This window comes from Methylobacterium sp. P5_C11 (genome assembly GCF_054049775.1).
On sequence record NZ_JBFULS010000043.1, the window covers coordinates 18,373 to 36,735 of the forward strand.

Below are 18,363 nucleotides of genomic sequence, written 5' to 3' on the forward strand. Positions count from 1 at the left end.
GTTCTATCAGGGGGCGCAATGCTTCATTCGCCGGTGAGAGCCGCCTTGGTGCGGGACCACCAGCCGGCGCGCTTGGGCCGATCCGGATCGGCAGGCGGCGTGAGCACGACCGCCACGGGCTCGGGTTTCGGCTCTGCGGGGGCGGGCGCCTCCTCCGGCGATGCGGTCCAATCCGGCGCGGCTGCGCGCTCCTCGACCGGCGCGGCAGTCTCCGCCGGGGCCACCGGCAGGTCCACCGCCGTCTCGGCGCTGCCTGTTGCCGGGGCCGCCTCCACCGCCTCGGCGACCGCCTGCGCGCTTACCGGCTCCTCGGCCGACAGCGCGACCACGTCGCCCACCGCTTCCGGGGCATCGTCCCTGTCGGCGGAGTCGCGGGTGCGGCCTTCGCTGCGCCCGCGCCCGCCACGTCGTCCGCGGCGACGGCGGCGTCCGCCCTCGTCGTCCGCCCGGGACGCCTCGTCGGAGCCCGCCACGGTCTCGTCGGCCTCGTTGGCCTCCGCCGCGACGATCTCTACCGGGGCGGCCTCGGCCCCGGCCGGCTCCTCGCCGTCCCACGCCTCGTCCTGGGCATCCTCCTCCGAGCGTGCGCCGTCCTGGGGCTCGTCCTCGCCGCGCTCCTCGTCGGTACGGCCCTCCTGGCGACCCCCGCGCCGGCGGCGGCGCCGGCGGCGGCGGCGGCCATCGCCCTCGTCGCGCGATCCGTCCTCGCGGGTCTCGGCGCGGCCCTCCTCGGGCTCACCCTCGGCATCCGCCTCGGCCTCGGCCTCGGCCTCGTCGGCTTCCTCGTCCTCGTCCTCGAACTCCGTGGTCGGCGAGATCGCCTGGGCGCGCACGCCCGTCACCGGTCCCTCGGCCCGCTGTGCCGGCTCGCCGCGGTCCAGCTGGAACGCCGCCGTTGCGGCCAGTCGCTCGTCGGCCGCGATCGTGATGGTCACCCCGAAGCGCACCTCCAGCTCTCGCAGGTGCCCGCGCTTCTGGTTGAGGATGTAGAGGGCGACCTCGGTGCGGGTGCGCAGGACGAGGTTGTGGGAGGCCGACTTCAGCAGCGCCTCCTCGATGGAGCGCAGGATGTGCAGGGCCACCGAGGCGGTGGCGCGCACGAAGCCCGAGCCGCCGCAATGGGCACAGGGGATCGAGGAGGATTCAAGGACGCCGGTGCGGATGCGCTGACGGCTCATCTCCATCAGGCCGAAGGGCGAGATCCGGCCCACCTGGATGCGGGCGCGGTCGTTCTTCAGGCACTCGTTGAGCTTCTTCTCGACGGCGCGGTTGTTGCGCTTCTCCTCCATGTCGATGAAGTCGATGACGATCAGGCCCGCGAGGTCGCGCAGGCGCAGCTGGCGGGCGACCTCCTCGGCCGCCTCCAGGTTCGTCTTGAGGGCGGTGTCCTCGATGTCGTGCTCGCGGGTGGCGCGGCCCGAGTTCACGTCGATCGAGACCAGGGCCTCGGTCGGGTTGATCACGAGGTAGCCGCCGGACTTCAGGGAGACGTGGCTGGAGAACATCGCGTCGAGCTGCTGCTCGACCCCGAAGCGGGCGAAGATCGGCGTCGGGTCGCGGTAGGGCTTCACGACCTTGGACTGGCCGGGCATCAGCATCCGCATGAAGTCCTTGGCCTCGCGGTAGGCGTCATCGCCGGCGACCAGAACCTCGTCCAGATCCTTGTTGTAGAGGTCGCGGATCGCCCGCTTGATCAGCGAGCCTTCCTCGTAGACCAGCGCGGGCGCCATCGAGGTCAGGGTCAGCTCGCGGACCGACTCCCAGAGGCGCATCAGGTATTCGAAGTCGCGGGCGATCTCCGGCTTGGAACGCGACGCGCCGGCGGTGCGCAGGATCACGCCCATCCCCTCGGGCACCTCCAGGTCCTGCACGACCTCCTTGAGGCGCTTGCGATCGGCCGCCGAGGTGATCTTCCGCGAGATGCCGCCGCCGCGGCCGGTGTTGGGCATCAGCACCGAGTAGCGGCCGGCGAGCGACAGGTAGGTGGTCAGCGCCGCACCCTTCGTGCCGCGCTCCTCCTTGACCACCTGCACCAGGATGATCTGGCGGCGCTTGATCACCTCCTGGATCTTGTACTGGCGGCGGTAGTGGCGAGGGCGCTCCGGGATCTCGGCAAGCGCGTCGCCGTTGCCGCCGACCTGGGCGATCCGGGGCTCGGCGTCGGGATCGTCGGAATCCTCGTCGGAATCCTCATCCTCGTCGGACTCGTCCTCGTCGTCCTCCGACTCGTCCTCATCCTCGTCGTCGTCGGACTCCTCGTCCGCCTCGTCTTCCGCATCCTCGTCGGGGTCGTCGTCGTTGACGACGGCCGGCGCGGACTCATCCTCGGTGTCGGCTACGCTCTCCGCCGGCGCTTCGGCGACGGTCAGAGCCTCCGCCACGGCGATCCGGACCTCGGGCTCGGCGGCAGCCTCGGACTGCGCCTCGGCCGAAGGAAGGCTGCCGGCCTCGTCGTCGGCGTCGGCGGCCGGCAGCGGCTCGTTCTGCGCCGCGGCGATGTCACCGGCCTCAATCTCGGAGGCGAGAGCCTCCTGCACGGCCTCGGGGTTGTCGGCCAGGGCGTCGGGCATGCCGGCGGGGGCGATCCCGGCCTCGGCGGGGATCTCGGACTGATCGCCCGCCAGGGCGGCCTCGTGCGCGTCCTCGACGCTCACCGTCTCGTCGGTGTCACGGGCGCGGGCCTCGGCCCGGCGGCCGCGGGAGCGGCGGGGCGAGCGGCGACGGCGCTCTTCGCGCTCGCGGTGCTCCTCCGCGTCGCGGGCCTCCTCCTCGAGGAGCGCCTGCCGGTCGGCCAGGGGGATCTGGTAGTAGTCGGGGTGGATCTCGTTGAAGGCCAGGAAGCCGTGGCGGTTGCCGCCATACTCGACGAAGGCCGCCTGGAGCGACGGCTCCACCCGGGTGACCTTGGCGAGATAGATATTGCCGCGCAGCTGGCGCCGGTTGGCGGCCTCGAAGTCGAACTCCTCGACCCTAGACCCCTGGACCGTGACGACCCGGGTCTCCTCCGGGTGCATCGCGTCGATCAGCATTTTGTTGGCCATGTCGGACTCTCGGCATGGCGGCCGACGTCGTTCTCCGTGCCCGTGGTCCCGGCGGCGCCTCGCCCGACGTCAAACCTGTCGGGCGGGGAGCCGGCCTCGTCGCCGAGGCGGATGGGTTCGAGGGGAAATTGCCGTCAACCGCCGTTCGGCGCCAGGGGCGCCTGGGGTTGAATATGGCCGGGAGGAGGGACGGACCGGCGTGACGCACCTCTTGCGCCTCCGGGGCACGCGCAGCGCTCTGCTGGGCCGTGCGTCCGTCCATCGTGGTCCCGACCTCGCGAAACAATCTCGACCGGCGGGGGACCGGCCGTGAATTCTGGGGTGCGGCGGAGAAGCTCCGCCGCGTCGTGCGACACCTGCCCGATCACGGGCGACACCCGTCACCGCCAGGCGGACCGAAACGGCCCGCCGCGACACCGCGACCGTTTTCGCGAGGAATTCGGCCACGTCCGCGGGCCGTTGCGGCGACCGGCGGGACCGGAGAGGGGTCCACATCATTACAGACCGCCGCGCGGATTTGGCAAGGGTCAAGCGTGAAGAGATGTCACGGGGTTGTCACGGGGTGCGATGGTGGAACCGCCATTCCTCGGCGCAGCGCGAAGCCCTTCCGTGTGGCGTGCGAACCCGGGCCGTCGGGCGTCCCTGGGTCGCTCGCGGCGCGCGCGATGACGGGTCCGCGGCCCGGTCGAGAGGACCCTATTCCGCCGCTTCGAGCCGCGGACCCACGCCGTCGAGCGCCGCCGGCTTCGGGCCGCCGGTCGCCCAGTCGAGCAGCTCGACCGTATGGACGATCGGGATGCCGGTTCCTTTCCCGATCTGCGTGGCGCAGCCGATGTTGCCCGTGGCGATGACGTCGGGCCGCACGCGCTCGATGTTGGCGACCTTGCGGGCGCGCAGCTTCAGGGCCAGCTCCGGCTGAAGGATGTTGTAGGTCCCCGCCGAGCCGCAGCAGATGTGGCCCTCGGGCACGTCCTTGACGGTGAAGCCGGCGCGCTTGAGCAGGGTCTTGGGCTCCAGGCGGATGCCCTGGCCGTGCTGCATCGAGCAGGCCGAGTGATAGGCCACCACGAGGTCGTTCTCGGCGACCGGCGCGAGGTCCAGCAGGGCCACGTATTCGGTGATGTCCTTGGCCAGGCTCGAGACCCGCTGGGCCTTCTCGGCATAGGCGGGGTCGTCGCGGAACATGAAGCCGTAATCCTTGATGGTCGTGCCGCAGCCCGACGCCGTCACCAGGATTGCATCGAGGCCCTTGGCGATCTCGGTGTCCCAGGCGTCGATCGTCTGCTTGGCAAGGGCGTGGGCCGAATGCTCCTTGCCCATGTGGTGGGTCAGCGCCCCGCAGCAGCCCTCGTTGGCATGGACCACCTCGATGCCGTGCCGGTTGAGCAGCCGGATCGCCGCAGCGTTGAAGTCTGGCCTCAGGACGCTCTGGGCGCAGCCGCGCAGCAGGGCGACGCGCCGGGCGGCCTGCATCGCCCGCGGCGGGAACCGGCCGGGCCGGTTGGTCGGCTCCCGGGGCGGCATGCCGGCCGGGGCGAGGTCGAGCATCGCGGCGAGGCGGTTGCCGATCCGCGGCAGCCGGGCCACCAGGCTCCGGAACGGGGCGCCGAGCTTCGCCGCCGCCAGGGCGAGGCGGAAGCGGTTCGGGTAGGGCAGGACCTGGGCGAGCACCGCGCGCAGGAACCGGTCTCCGGCCGGCCGCGCGTAGGTTTTCTCGATATGCGCCCGGGCGTGGTCGACGAGGTGCATGTAGTGCACCCCGGACGGGCAGGTGGTCATGCAAGACAGGCAGGAGAGGCAGCGGTCGACGTGCTTGACCACCTCCTGCGAGGCCGGCTTGCCGCCCTCCAGCATGTCCTTGATGAGGTAGATCCGGCCGCGAGGGGAATCGAGTTCGTCGCCGAGCAGCAGGTAGGTCGGGCAGGTCGCCGTGCAGAAGCCGCAATGCACGCAGGTCCGCAGGATTTTTTCCGAGGCCGCCATGGCGGGATCGGCGAGCTGGGCGGGGGCGAAGTTGGTCTGCACGGTCTCTTCCTGCCTGCTCTCCTCGCCCCTCGCGGGGAGACGTTCGAGGATCCGGGATCCCCGGCGGGGGCGGCGCAGGAGGCACCGCGGCGCGCGGTCCTGAACCACCTCCACCCCTGACCCCGCCCCGCGAGGGGGCGGGAAATTCAAAGCCCCGCGTACATCCGGCCCGGGTTCAGCAGCCCGGCGGGGTCGTGCGCCGCCTTGATGCCTGCGGTGAGCCGCATCAGCGGCTCGGCCAGCGGCTGGAACACCGGCACGGCGGCGCGCACGGCGTCGGGGGCGCGCACCAGCGTGGCGTGGCCGCCCTGGGCCTGCACGGCCCGGCGCACCGTCCCGGCCCCGGCATCGCCCTCCGAGCCGGTGGCGAGCCAGATCAGGCCGCCCCCCCAGTCGAAGAACCAGCGCGCGTCACGCTCGGCCGCGATGGCCGCGGCCAGGGCCGGCCCGTGGGTCGGAGCGGTGGAGATCCGCCAGAGGGCGGCCTCCCGGGGCTCGGCCAGGGGGGCAGCATCGCGCACGGACCGCCAGAGGGCGGTACCGGCCTCGCCGTCCACGATCGCGGGCTGGCCGTAGCGCTTCAGCAGGCGGCGCAGCTCACCGGTGCGGTAGTCGATGGAATCCGAAAAGCCTTCGAGGCGCATCAGGGTCCGCGCCTCCGGGGCGCCGATCCCCGCCGGCAGATACGCCGCCCCGGTGAGTTCGAAGGGCGAGCCCAGAGCCTCCGACAGGGCCGTCACCGCCCGAGCATCGTCCAGCCCGGAGAAGACCAGGGTGGCGACGCGCTCGCAGGCGGGCAGAACCTTGAAGGTGACCTCCGTGAGCAGGCCCAGCGTGCCGTGGGCGCCGGCCATCAGCTTCACGAGATCGAGCCCGGTGACGTTCTTCATCACCCGGCCGCCCGACTTGATCGCCTCGCCCCGCCCATTGACGAAGCGGACGCCGATCAGGCTGTCCCGGGCCGCCCCGGCATTGATCCGCCGGGGCCCGGCATTGTTGATCGCCGCCACGGCCCCGAGGGTCGGTTCGCCTGTGCTGCCATAGAGGCCGCGCAGATCCATCGGCTCGAAGGGCAGCATCTGGCCCCGGGTCGCGAGGAGCGCCTCGACCTCGGCGAGCGGGGTGCCGGCCCGGGCCGCCACTACCATCTCGGCGGGCTCATAGAGCGTCACGCCGGTCAGCGCCCGCGCGGAGAGCGTCGCGCTGTCCTGCGCGGGCCGGCCGAGGCCTGCGGCGGTGCCGCCGCCGGAAAGCCGCAGCCGCTCGCCGCGTCCGGCGGCGGCCCGCACGATCTCCCCGGCCTCCGCCTCGGTGGCGGGCTCGTAGGCGCCCATCGTTTCCGTCCCGGTTCTTTGGACCTGTTCCAGGGCCGGTTTCGCCGGAACCGCCGACGGATTCAAGCGGAGGTGGCGTCGCGGGGTTTCAGTGGCCGGGTTTCGCCGGGAAAGCGGCCCTGCCGTGAGCCCTATTCCGCCGCGGCCGTCCGGGCCGGACGCAGGCGGGCCAGGATCTCACGACGCAGGCCGGCGATGTCGAAGATCCAGACGAGCGCTCCGTAGAGCGCCATCCCGGCCGGAACCAGGATCGCCAGCGCGGCGGCGGGCGGCAGGTGCCGGAACGGCGCGAGGGCCAGACCCATCGCCGCGCAGGCGAGGGCCGCGACGCCGATCTCACCCCAGGGCAGCGCGATGCGCTCCGGGCCGATGAGGGCGCGCCAGCCGAGCCACGATCCGGCGGCGGCAAGACCCGCACTCTGCGCCAGCGCGACGCCGAGCCCGCCCATCCGATCCGGCAGGACCAGCAGGCCGGCGCCGTTGACCGCGAGGCCCACCAGGGCGGCGGCGACCACCGGCAGGGTCCGGCGGCGGATCTGGAAGACCGGATTGAGGGCGTAGAACATCATGGACAGGCAGAACAGGCCCGGCATCAGCACGGTGCTGTAGGTCTCGAACGGCCCGCGATAGGCGTCCGGCACCACCAGCCCCTGGAGCGCCGGCAGCACCGCCCAGAAGCCGACCGCGCAGGGCGCCAGCAGCGCGAACACGGTGCCGGCATTGGCGGCGACCTGCGCCTCGGCGGCGGCGCGGCCGCTCTGCTCCTCGGCCTGCACGGCGAGCTGGAACAGCAGCAGGTCCAGGGCGGTGCCCAGCGTCATCAGCGCACGCGACGTGACGTCGGCGGCCAGGGCGAAGTAGCCGGCCTCGGCAAAGCCGGCATGGCCCGCGATGGCGCCCCGATTGACGAAGGCGAGGCACTGATAGGCCGTGTTGGCGGCGATCAGCGGCAGGCCGTAGCGCGCGAAGACCCGCCAGGTCGCCGAAAGGCGCGGCCGCTCGAAGGGCGTGCGCGGGTCGCGCAGGGGGTGGCGCAGCAGCACCACCGCAAGGAGCTGGCTGATCCCGGCCGCCGCCAGCACCCAGGCCGGCTGGGGCAGCCACCAAGCCGCCGCCGCCATCATGGCGAAGGACAGGACGTTCTTCACCGCCACGAGGCCGAGATAGAGCCTGCCGTCGAACCGCGCCCGGGCGAGGGCCGCGTGGTAGTCGAACACGCCGATGCCCAGGGCCGCGAGACCGGTTCCGCACAGCACCGCCTCACGCCCGTCCGCCCCGCCGGCGAAGCCGAAGGCGCCGCACAGGGCGGCGGCGGCCAAGAGCAGCAGGCCGGAACGCAGATAGGCCCGGTCGAGTCCGTGGCGGATCCACGGCTCGTCGACGCGCACGCGGCCCGAGTAGAACCGCGTCGCCGACAGGCGCAGCCACTCGAACAGCACCGTGTTGAGGACGATCGCCCCCGTGGTCGCCAGGGCGAACCGGCCGAAATCGGCGGGTCCCAGGAGCTTCGCGATCAGCAGCCCGAGGGCGAAGTTGAGCCCCGCATTGATGACGAAGGCGGCGATCACGGCCATGGACGGCGTCTCATGAGCGGCGGAAACGGCCCGCCCGTTCCACGCGCTGTAGCGTAGGAGCCGTAAGACTCCCCTAACCGGGCAAGATCGGGGCGGGGACGCCCCGGAGGCCCCAAGCCCTCCGGTCAGGCGGCGCGGACGGTGTCGAGGAAGCGCGTGACTTCTGCCGTGAGATGCTCGGACTGGCGCGACAGCGCGGACGCCGCCGCGAGCACCGCGTCGGCCGCCCGGCCGGTCTCCCCGGCGGCCCCGGCGACCCCGAGAATGGTGCTGGTCACCGCGCCGGTGCCGACGGCCGCCTGCCCGATGTTGCGGACGATTTCCCGGGTGGCCGATCCCTGCTCCTCGACCGCCGCGGCGATCGAGGTCGCCACCCCGCTGATCTCCCGGATCCGCTCCGTGATCGTGCCGATCGCCGAAACGGCCTCGCCGGTCACCCCCTGGATGCCGGCGATCTGGCCGGCGATCTCCTCGGTGGCCTTCGCGGTCTGCGCGGCCAGGTCCTTCACCTCGGTGGCGACGACCGCGAAGCCCCGGCCCGCCTCGCCGGCGCGGGCCGCCTCGATCGTGGCGTTGAGCGCCAGCAGGTTGGTCTGGCCGGCGATCGCGGTGATCAGCCCGACCACGTCGCCGATCCGCGCCACCGCGCCGCTCAGCTCCCGGACCAGGGCGCCCGTCTGTCCCGCCTCCGAGACCGCCCCCTGGGCGAGCTTGGTCGATCCCTCGACCTGCCTGCCGATCTCCTCCACGGACGTGCCGAGTTCCTCGGCCGCGGCCGCGACGGTGTTGACGTTGGCGGCGGCCTGCTCGGCGGCGGCCGCCACCGCGCTGGACTGGCTCGCCGTCTGTGTCGCGGTCGCCGTCATGGTCTGGGCCGTGCCCTGCAGGACGGTTGCCGAGTCGGAGACCTGACCGATGAAGCCGCCGACCGTGCGCTCGAACCGCTCGGCCATCTCCCGCAGGCCGGTCCTGCGCCGCTCCTCGGCCGCCCTCCGGCCCTCGGCGGCTTCGGCTTCGATCCGGCGGCTGCGGATGAGGTTGTCCTTGAATACCTGGACGGCTCGCGCCATCGCGCCGATCTCGTTGCGGTAGGTGCGCGCGGGAACCGTGACGGAGGCCTCCCCCTCCGCCAGCGCCTGCATCGCCGCCGTCAGCGCCCGGAGCGGGTGCAGCACGCCGCCGAACAGGGTCCACAGGCCGAGCGACACCAGCAGGATCACCGCCAGCAACGCCGCGACGCTGCGTTCGACGTCGCTCCGCGCCGCGTCGGCGAGGGTCTCGGCGCGCGCCACCATCGCGTCGAGGGCCGCATCGCTCAGGGCGACGAGGAAGCGCTGGTTCTCGGTGTTGCGCTGCCGCAGCTCGTCGAACGTGTGGTTCGGGGCCGTATGCGTGCTGAGCGCGTCGAAGACCGCCTGCGCGATGGCCTTCGAGTCGCCCTCGAAATTGCTGGCCTTCGCCCTCTCGAACGCGGCCCGCACCGTCTCCGAGACGTCGATCGCGGCCTCGGTCGTGCGCCGCCACGCGGTCATCAGCTCGGCCCGCTCTTCCGCCGCGGCGACCGTCTCGGGCAGGGACCACGATGTCCCGGCAACCAGGGACGCCTGCACCCGCACCGCGACGTTGCCGCTGGCGACGCGCGTCTCCCAGGCCGCCTGCTTGAGGGCGAGATAGCGCTGCAGGACGGGATCGGACCGGGGAATGGCCGCGTCGACCGTCTTCAGCGTGGCCGTCAGCGCATCCACCAGACCCTGGAAGGCGGACATCGCGGCGGGCAGAAGCGCCGGGTCACGCCGGGCCTTCGGCTGCCTGAGGGCCTCGTCGACGCGGGGGCGGAGGGCCGCCATCGCGTCCTGGGCTTCCCTGAGGCGGCCGAGCGTCGCGCCCACCGCCGGCTCGGCCAGAGCGTTCAGGCTGCCCTGCGCGCGCCGGTAACTCTCGATCGTCGCCTCCCGGCTCGCCGCGATGGTCGTGAGGGATTTGGCATCCGCGGGCGCCGCTCCCCCGAGGGCGAGCGTCGATCCGCGCTCGATCCGCAGCGGCAGGATCGCCCTGAGGAGACCCTGGCTCGCCTGTGCCAATGTTACGGCCCTGCTCGCAGCCGTCGCCTGCACCCGCGCGTCGAGGCAGGTCGCGACCGCGTTGCCCAGCGCCATGCAGGCCATGACGACGATCACCAGGCACAGCAACGTCCTGATCGAGAAGCGTCCCAGCCAGCGAATCATGGAATGGAAGTCCAGGGTTTCGATATTTTCTTTTAAGACATAAGTTTTTTCCGGGCAATGAATGGCAATTGTTCAAGTTAATAGTCGGGTAAAAATTTATGCATCTGTAAAACTGCGAAATAATATTCTACACTTGTCAAAAAAGGAATTATAGACTGAGTAATAGAGCGACGAATTCAACGCAGTTTCGCACGCGGCGGCGTGGTGCATCCAGTTCGCTAACGCTGAACGGTGCAATGCGGGCTGGCCCGAGCCTGGATCCGGTCGTCCGGTCGGCAACCCCGTCTCTGCGAGCGGAGCGAAGCGATGACGGAGGGGGCGGCGACGCCGGACGCGTTCGGCAGGACCCCGGCTGGCGCGATGGGGCCTCACCCCAGGACTGCCCGCAGAGCCCACGCGCGACGTCCGACGCGGCGCGCGCCTGCGCGCCCTACAGCCTTCGCTCGTAGCGCCACGCCTCCATCCCGTCCTCGTAATAATCGGCCCGCACCGCGAAGCGGCTGTAGCCCCGGCGCTGATAGAGGCGGATGCCGGCGCCGTTGTCGGCCCGCACCTCCAGCCGAAGCCGGTCGCAGCCGTGGGTGCGGGCCTGCGCCTCGGCGCCGTCGAGAAGCTTGCCGCCGAGCCCGAGGCCACCGCGATTCGGCGCCACCGCGATCGAGGCGAGCCGGGCGATCCGGCTGCCGCGCCGCCGCTCCAGCACCGCCGCGCCGACGAGCAGCGGACTCGGCTCGTCGTCGAGCGCCTCGATCAGCGCGGCCAACACGTCCATGGTGGGCGACAGAATCGCGTGGCGGATCGCCCGGCGCTCGGCCCGGTCCGTGGCGAAGGCGGCGTGCTCCAGGGCGACCAGGGCGTCGAGATCGGCGAGCGTGGCGGTGCGGATCGTCGGCTCGGGGAGCCCATCGCCGACCGGGTTGCGCAGGGGGGCGCTCACGCCCGCGCCGTCGCGGTGGATCTGGTCGGCCCGGCCATCGTTCGCTCGCCTGAGTGCGTCGCCCACCGGTCAGATGCCTGCTTCCGCAACGCTTGGGAAGCCCGCAGGACACCGCTGGCTTGGCCGGAATGCGTCGTTTTTGCAACGGCGGCCGCGCGGTGTGGAAGGCGGGGGAAAAAGGGGGCGTTCCGAAGGCAATTCCCCTTGTCGCGCCGGCTCCGTATCCGTATATCGCCCCTGCCCAATTTCGCACGTGCCTGTGGCCGCGTGTCGGTTGGTGGGCATCCGGTCAACTGCCGGACAGCCGCCAGGGGTCTTAAAGGATCGATGGTCGCAAGGGTGGATCCCTACGGCCGGCATCCAGGTGGCAACACCGGACCCCGACAACAACCGGCAGCCGGAGGCGAAACCGGCGAACCCCGCTCTCCACGGGGGACGCAGCTTAAAGCAACGACGAACGGGCTTTTTTGGTCTCGTCGGCCCTCCACAGGCCGGCACCGAAGAGGCTTGTTTCTCTTTGCCCGGCGTGCGGTGGGGGTCATCCCTTCCAATCCACGGCAGCTTCCGGGTGCTCTGCGCCCGCATGGATGCACGCGTCTCCAAAGCGCGTGAGCCCACGCGACGCATCGCCCCCTGACGCCGGCGGCCAGTCCTGGCCGTCACCTTCGACAGCGCGCCCCGCGCAGGGCGCTCGCGAACCCGTGCCGGGAGACGATAATGACCGACCGCATCCGTGACTACCTGCGCGTCCGCCGCGACCTCGGCCAGGACGAGGGCCCCGTGATGGTCCTCGACCTCGACGTCGTGCGCGACAACTACACCGCCTTCGCGCGCGCCCTGCCGGACACCCGGGTGTTCTACGCCGTGAAGGCGAACCCGGCCCCCGAGGTGCTGCGCCTGCTCGCCGAGATGGGCTCCTGCTTCGACACCGCCTCGGTCGCCGAGATGGAGATGGTGCTGGCCGCCGGCGCCACCGCCGACCGGATCTCCTTCGGCAACACCATCAAGAAGGAGCGCTGCATCGGCCGCGCGCTGAAGCTCGGCATCCGCCTGTTCGCGGTGGACTGTCAGGCCGAGGTCGAGAAGATCGCCCGGGCCGCCGACGCGACGGGCGTGCCGGCCGGCGAGGTGCGGGTGTTCTGCCGCATCCTGTGCGACGGCGCGGGCGCCGACTGGCCGCTGTCCCGCAAGTTCGGCTGCGTGCCCGAGATGGCCGCGGACGTGCTGGAGCACGCCCATCGCCAGGGGCTCGAGGCCTACGGCATCTCGTTCCACGTCGGCTCGCAGCAGGGCAACACCGAGGCCTGGGACGGGGCGCTGGGCTCCGCGGCGGCGATCTTCCGCGAGTGCGCGGAGCGCGGCATCGGCCTGTCGATGGTCAATCTCGGCGGCGGCTTCCCGACCCAGTACCTCAAGGCGGTGCCGGGCGTGGAGAGCTACGGCGAGGCGATCTTCCGGGGCCTGACCAAGCATTTCGGCAACCAGATCCCCGAGACGATCATCGAGCCGGGCCGCGGCATGGTCGGCAATGCCGGCCTGATCGAGGCCGAGGTGGTGCTGGTGTCGAAGAAGTCCGCCGCGGCCGACGAGGTCCGCTGGGTCTATCTCGACATCGGCAAGTTCGGCGGCCTGGCCGAGACCATGGACGAGGCGATCCGCTACCCGATCCGCACCGCGCGGGACGGGGAGGCGACCGAGCCCTGCGTCATCGCCGGCCCGACCTGCGACTCGGTGGACGTGCTCTACGAGCGGCAGCTCTACCCGCTGCCGGTCTCGCTCTCGATCGGCGACAAGGTGCTGATCGAGGGCGCGGGCGCCTACACCACCACCTACGCGGCGGTGGCCTTCAACGGCTTCCCGCCCCTTCAGCAGATCGTCATCTGATTCTTCTCAGGACTTCCCGGCAGCCCTCGGCTGCCGGGAGCCATCTTCCGCTGCCGCATCGACGGATCGCGTTCTGCCGTCCGTCGGAAAAAACCGCTTCTCCCGCTTGTCGGCCCGGGGAGGGCACAGCCATGATCGAGATCCGCGCGGAGTGTGGCCACGACGTCCCGGCGCGCGAACGCCTGCTCGACGCGTGCTTTCCCGGCAACCGACGCGCCAAGACCTCGGAGCGCCTGCGCGAGGGCCGGCTGCCGGCCCGCGGCCTCGCCTTCGCGGCGACCCGGGCGGGGCGCCTCGTCGGCACCCTGCGGCTGTGGCACGTCGAGGCCGGTCTCGCTCGCCCGGCGCTGCTGCTCGGCCCGCTCGCCGTCGACCCGGCGATCCAGGGCCAGGGGCTCGGCTCGGTGATGATGCAGGCGGCCCTCGGCCGGGCGGAATCCCTCGGCCACGGCGCCGTGCTGCTGGTCGGCGACGCGCCCTACTACGCCCGCTTCGGCTTCGAGCGCGCGCTCGCGGAGGGCCTGACCCTGCCGGGGCCGTTCGAGCGCGACCGCTTCCTCGGGCTGGAGCTGCGCCCGGGCGCGCTTGCGGGCGCCGAGGGCATGGTCCGGGCGACCGGCGTGCTGTCGCCGGTGGACGCGGTGGCCAACGAGGCCGGGGTTGCGCGACGACACGCCGCCTGAGTGGGGACATCACGCGCAGCCGGGGTTAGATCGGCTCTCCCAAACGCGACCTCATCCTGAGCTACCCGCGTGAGCGGGCTTCGAAGGAGGCCTCCGCTGCGCTCCGACACCTCAGGATGAGGGAGAGGGTTGGACGGGCGCCCGTCTCGGATGGCGCAGGCCCGGCCTGCGCCCGTTGATGGGTGCGTGCGCGACCCTGGCCGGTCTCGTGCATTGCGCCGGGCGCCCGCGATCCCGCATAGACGATCCGCCGGCCTCCCGGAGAAGGTTGCTCGACCGATGCAGATCGCCACGCCTTACCTGATGTTCCTGGGCGACGTGCCCGACACGCTGGCGGCCAAGACCGCCTACGGGATCAAGGACTGGCGCCCCGAATGGTGCGTCGGCCAGATGCGCCTGCCCGGCTGCGCCGCCGATCTCGGCATCCCCGACATGACCCTGCCCGAGGCCCTGGCGAAGGGCTGCCGGACCCTGGTGATCGGCGTCGTCAATGCCGGCGGCGTTCTGCCGGACCACTGGGTGAAGGAGATCGTCGCGGCGATCGAGGCCGGGCTCGACGTCGCGAGCGGCCTGCACGTCAAGCTCGGTGCGGTCCCGGCCATCGCGGAGGCCGCCGCGCGGCGCAACCGCCAGCTCCACGACGTGCGCCACACCGACGAGCGCTTCCCCACCGGCAAGGGCACCAAGCGGTCGGGCCGGCGGCTGCTGACCGTGGGCACAGACTGCTCCGTCGGCAAGAAGTACACCGTGCTGGCCCTGGAGCGCGGCATGCGCGAGCGCGGCCTCGACGCGGATTTCTGCGCCACCGGCCAGACCGGCGTGTTCATCTCCGGCCGAGGCGTCGCGATCGACGCCGTGGTGGCCGACTTCATCTCCGGCGCCGTCGAGACGATCTCGCCGGACGCCGCCTCCAACCACTGGGATCTGATCGAGGGCCAGGGCTCGCTCTACCACCCGTCCTTCGCGGGGGTGAGCCTCGGCCTGCTGCACGGTGCCCAGGCCGACGCCTTCGTGGTCTGCCACGAGCCGACCCGCACCACGATGCGCGGCGTGAAGCATCCGCTGCCGACGATCCGGCAGGTCATCGACCTCACCGTGCAGCTCGGCAGCCTGACCAATCCGGGGATCAAGCCGGTGGGCATCGCGGTCAACACCCAGGCCCTCGCCGAGGGCGAGGCCCGGGCGCTGCTCGAGACCCTGGCGGCCGAGCACGACCTGCCCGCCACCGACCCGGTGCGCTTCGGCGTCGACGGGCTGGTCGACCGGATCGTCGCCGACTTCCCGGAGATCTGACATGGCGCGCCGCCTGACCCTTGCCGTCGAGCGCTTCCCCATCGCCGGCGCCTTCACGATCTCCCGCGGCAGCCGCACCGAAATCGCCGTCGTGGTGGCGACCATCACCGACGAGAACGGCGTCGGGCGGGGCGAGTGCGTGCCCTATCCGCGCTACGGCGAGAGCGTCGAGAGCGTCAGCGCCCTGATCGCGGAGCAGGCGGAGGCGATCGCCGCCGGAATCGGCCGCGCGGATCTGATGGAGCGCATGAAGGCGGGCGCGGCGCGCAACGCCCTCGACTGCGCGCTGTTCGACCTCGAGGCGAAGCTCCAGGGCCGCCCCGCCTGGGCCATCGCCGGGCTGCCGGCGCCGCGACCGGTCATCACCGCCTACACGCTGAGCCTCGGCACCCGCGAAAGCATGGGTGAGGCCGCCCGAAAGGCGGCCCATCGGCCACTGCTCAAGGTCAAGCTCGGCGGGGACGGAGATCCGGAGCGCATCGCCGCCGTCCGGGCCGCCGCGCCGGAATCCCGGCTGATCGTCGATGCCAACGAGGCGTGGCGGCCGGCAAATGTGGAGGCCAACCTCGCGGCCTGCCTGACGGCCGGCGTCGCGCTGATCGAGCAGCCGCTGCCGGCCGACGCCGATGCCCTGCTCGCCGAAATCGCGCATCCGGTGCCGGTTTGCGCCGACGAGAGCCTGCACGACCGCGCCGGCCTCGACGCGCTCGCCGGGCGCTACGACGCGATCAACATCAAGCTCGACAAGACCGGCGGCCTGACCGAGGCGACGCTCCTCGCCCGCGAGGCGAAGGCGCGGGGGTTGTCGATCATGGTCGGCTGCATGCTCGGCACCTCGCTCGGCATGGCGCCGGCGGCGCTCCTCGCCGAGGGAGCCGATTTCGTCGATCTCGACGGGCCGCTGCTGCTGGCTCGCGACCGCGAGCAACCCCTCCGCTACGAGGGCAGCCTGATGCACCCGCCCACGCCGGAGCTGTGGGGATAGGATTCGCCCCGCCTGTCACCGGCGGGGCGTCACAAGCGGTTTGGGATTAGGTATACCAGAAGGCTTGCGTTCCTCCCGCCCGGCTGCCATCCATCGGCGGTGCGATGGGGGCTGTGGCGTGCACGCGCCGTTCCCACCAGCCAGACAACACAACAGCAGTCTTCAATGCTGGGGAGGAACGACGTGGCCAGAAACATCCTGATCCTGGGGGCCTCCTACGGCTCGCTCCTGGGGACCAAGCTCCTGATGGCCGGTCACAACGTGACCCTGGTCTGCCGCAGGAAGACTGCCGACCTGATCAACCGCGAGGGGACCGAGGTCCGCATCAAGCTCCGCGACGAGAAGGAGCACCGCGCGATCCACTCGCGCGACCTGCCCGGCAAGGTCGACGCCATGCCGCCGGAAGACGTCGACGTGTCGCGCTATGACCTTGTCGGCCTCGCCATGCAGGAGCCGCAGTACAACAACCACACGATCCGCGTCCTCATGATCAAGATCGCGGCGGCCAGGCTGCCGTGCCTGTCGATCATGAACATGCCGCCGCTCCCCTACCTCAAGCGGATCCCGGCGCTCGCCGCCATGGACCTCGAGGACGCCTACACCAATGCCGGCGTCTGGGACCGGTTCGAGCCGGGGCTGGTGTCGCTCTGCTCCCCCGATCCGCAGGCCTTCCGGCCGCCGGAGGAGGAGGCGAACGTCCTCCATGTCGGCCTGCCGACCAACTTCAAGGCCGCGACCTTCGCGGACGAGGCGCACAACCGGCTGCTCCGGGAGCTGGAGGCCGACATCGACGCCGTGCGCCTCGACGGGCACGACGTGCCGGTGAAGCTCAAGGTGTTCGACTCGCTGTTCGTGCCGCTGGCCAAGTGGTCGATGCTGCTGACCGGCAATTACCGCTGCATCACGCCCGGCCAGCCGCAATCGATCCACGACGCCGTCCACGGCGACCTGGCCCGCTCGCGGGCGATCTACGATCACGTCGACGGGATCGCCCGGAAGCTCGGCGCCGACCCGGCCGATCAAGTGCCGTTCGAGAAATACGCCAAGGCCGCCGAGAGCCTTCTGAAGCCGTCCTCGGCGGCGCGCGCGGTGGCGAACGGCGCGCCCTACATCGAGCGCGTCGACCTGCTGGTGAAGCTGATCTCGCATCAGCTCGGCGATCCGAACGCCGAGATCGACCGCACCGTCGAGACCGTCGACCGCAAGCTCGACGAGCGCATCATCGAGGGCTGACGGCACCTCGCCGTCGCTCGGGCGCGACGCCGCGCGGCGTCGCGCCGCCCACTCTGTCGTCACGCGCGCAGCCGAGTGATCCCGGCTCGCGCGACGGCACCCGTCGCGGCGGCGCCCCGCTTTGCTGCGCGGCGCGCGCAGGGACGGTCGGCAGGTCTTCAGATCACTCGGCCAAGTCGAGGAAGTGCCGCCCCTGGCGGTCGTCGATCTCGATGATCCAGAGATCGGAATCGAACCGGATCTCCTTGGTCAGCCGCTCCTCGACGTCGAGGGGGCTCCCGCCGGTGACGATGGCGGTGAAGCGGCGGTCGCCGCTCTCCTCGGCCTCGAACAGGGCCTGCGGCGCCGGCCCGTAGAGGTCGGCTCTGCCGTCAAGGCGATCGACCTTCACGAAGATTGCGCCCGCCTCCGCGGACCCGCGCCGGCGCAGGACGGCCGGGACGCCCTCGACATCCAGCCGCCGCAGATGGGCCGAGACCCAGAAATCGGAGCGCAGGCGCATGCGTCTGTGGCCCTCGGCTCGCGGCAGCATGGGCAGTCCGACGCGGCGGTCGGACCGTGAACCCCGCGGGTTCGGAGCGGCGCGGCCTCCGCCATGCGCGAAAGCGCCCGCGCGAGCAACCTCGGGCGCGCGACATCGCCCCGTTCTGAAGCAACGGTTCAGTACGCGAAATATTCCACTGGAAAATCCAGTATTTTTTGGGATTAAAAAATAGTTTATCGATGTGTTGTGTCGCACATCTATAGTATTGTTTGCTGATTAACTGAGCAAAGGGCGCCCGAATTCGCATGTCACGATGATTTAAGGAGCACTCCGATGTGGAGAATGACCTCGCTTGCGACGTTGATCGTCGCCGGCCTGTGCGGTGTTGCGCCCTCGGCCCACGCCCGTTCGGAGACGCTCATGGATTGGCTGGGCAACCGCGACTCCGCGCCCTGCCCGCGCTACCAGCGGACGCCCAGCGATCGCTGCAACATCGTCGTGCATCGGCCCGGCGGTAATCCCACGCAGGACATGACCGGATCGATCGGCCACGCGAAGTCCTGGCAGGGCAATGGCGGTCCGCGCTGCAAGACGATCTGCCGGTTCACCGGCACGCAATACTGAGGGCTGCGCCGCCGAGCGCCCCCGATGAGCCGCACCCGCGC

13 protein-coding genes are annotated in these 18,363 nt (G+C 71.3%); 6 read left to right on the plus strand and 7 right to left on the minus strand.

Annotation, left to right across the window (positions count from 1 at the left end):
* Positions 1-23 precede the first annotated feature (23 nt).
* The 6 genes from ACXJKQ_RS19940 to ACXJKQ_RS19965 form a co-directional block, all read right to left on the minus strand.
* Positions 24-3,041, minus strand: coding sequence for an Rne/Rng family ribonuclease (locus ACXJKQ_RS19940; RefSeq protein ID WP_457107458.1), 3,018 nt, complete (start codon positions 3,039-3,041; stop codon positions 24-26).
* Positions 3,042-3,737: 696 nt separating this feature from the next.
* Complete coding sequence (gene glcF / locus ACXJKQ_RS19945) at positions 3,738-5,066, minus strand: glycolate oxidase subunit GlcF (RefSeq protein WP_457107459.1); 1,329 nt, start codon at positions 5,064-5,066, stop codon at positions 3,738-3,740.
* Positions 5,067-5,212: 146 nt separating this feature from the next.
* Positions 5,213-6,400 carry an FAD-binding protein gene (locus ACXJKQ_RS19950; protein WP_457107460.1) on the minus strand — a complete coding sequence of 396 codons (1,188 nt, stop codon included), beginning with the start codon at positions 6,398-6,400 and terminating at the stop codon, positions 5,213-5,215.
* A 131-nt stretch (positions 6,401-6,531) separates the two neighbouring features.
* Positions 6,532-7,974, minus strand: coding sequence for a lipopolysaccharide biosynthesis protein (locus ACXJKQ_RS19955; RefSeq protein ID WP_457107461.1), 1,443 nt, complete (start codon positions 7,972-7,974; stop codon positions 6,532-6,534).
* A gap of 125 nt (positions 7,975-8,099) precedes the next feature.
* On the minus strand, positions 8,100-10,199 hold the full coding sequence (locus tag ACXJKQ_RS19960; RefSeq protein ID WP_457107462.1) for a methyl-accepting chemotaxis protein: 2,100 nt from the start codon (positions 10,197-10,199) through the stop codon (positions 8,100-8,102).
* Between the two features lie 430 nt (positions 10,200-10,629).
* Positions 10,630-11,136 carry a GNAT family N-acetyltransferase gene (locus ACXJKQ_RS19965; RefSeq protein WP_457107463.1) on the minus strand — a complete coding sequence of 169 codons (507 nt, stop codon included), beginning with the start codon at positions 11,134-11,136 and terminating at the stop codon, positions 10,630-10,632.
* A 717-nt stretch (positions 11,137-11,853) separates the two neighbouring features.
* Between ACXJKQ_RS19965 and ACXJKQ_RS19970 the strand changes: the two genes are divergently transcribed.
* The 5 genes from ACXJKQ_RS19970 to ACXJKQ_RS19990 all read left to right on the plus strand — a co-directional run bounded on the left by ACXJKQ_RS19970 (position 11,854) and on the right by ACXJKQ_RS19990 (position 17,214).
* Positions 11,854-13,020, plus strand: coding sequence for a type III PLP-dependent enzyme (locus ACXJKQ_RS19970; protein WP_457107464.1), 1,167 nt, complete (start codon positions 11,854-11,856; stop codon positions 13,018-13,020).
* A 131-nt stretch (positions 13,021-13,151) separates the two neighbouring features.
* Positions 13,152-13,703 carry a GNAT family N-acetyltransferase gene (locus ACXJKQ_RS19975; RefSeq protein WP_457107465.1) on the plus strand — a complete coding sequence of 184 codons (552 nt, stop codon included), beginning with the start codon at positions 13,152-13,154 and terminating at the stop codon, positions 13,701-13,703.
* A gap of 279 nt (positions 13,704-13,982) precedes the next feature.
* Complete coding sequence (gene dgcN / locus ACXJKQ_RS19980) at positions 13,983-14,996, plus strand: N-acetyltransferase DgcN (RefSeq protein ID WP_457107466.1); 1,014 nt, start codon at positions 13,983-13,985, stop codon at positions 14,994-14,996.
* Position 14,997: 1 nt separating this feature from the next.
* Positions 14,998-15,981: an N-acetyl-D-Glu racemase DgcA gene (gene dgcA, locus ACXJKQ_RS19985; protein ID WP_457107467.1), complete on the plus strand. Its 984-nt coding sequence runs from the start codon at positions 14,998-15,000 to the stop codon at positions 15,979-15,981.
* A gap of 183 nt (positions 15,982-16,164) precedes the next feature.
* On the plus strand, positions 16,165-17,214 hold the full coding sequence (locus tag ACXJKQ_RS19990; protein ID WP_457107468.1) for a ketopantoate reductase family protein: 1,050 nt from the start codon (positions 16,165-16,167) through the stop codon (positions 17,212-17,214).
* Positions 17,215-17,377: 163 nt separating this feature from the next.
* Here ACXJKQ_RS19990 and ACXJKQ_RS19995 read toward each other — a convergent pair whose 3' ends face one another.
* Positions 17,378-17,716 carry a DUF1491 family protein gene (locus ACXJKQ_RS19995; RefSeq protein ID WP_457107482.1) on the minus strand — a complete coding sequence of 113 codons (339 nt, stop codon included), beginning with the start codon at positions 17,714-17,716 and terminating at the stop codon, positions 17,378-17,380.
* Positions 17,717-18,031: 315 nt separating this feature from the next.
* Here ACXJKQ_RS19995 and ACXJKQ_RS20000 point away from each other — a divergent pair, with 315 nt between their 5' ends.
* The gene (locus ACXJKQ_RS20000) at positions 18,032-18,322 is read left to right on the plus strand and encodes a hypothetical protein (RefSeq protein WP_457107469.1); all 291 of its coding nucleotides are present in this window, start codon (positions 18,032-18,034) and stop codon (positions 18,320-18,322) included.
* Positions 18,323-18,363: the final 41 nt, after the last annotated feature.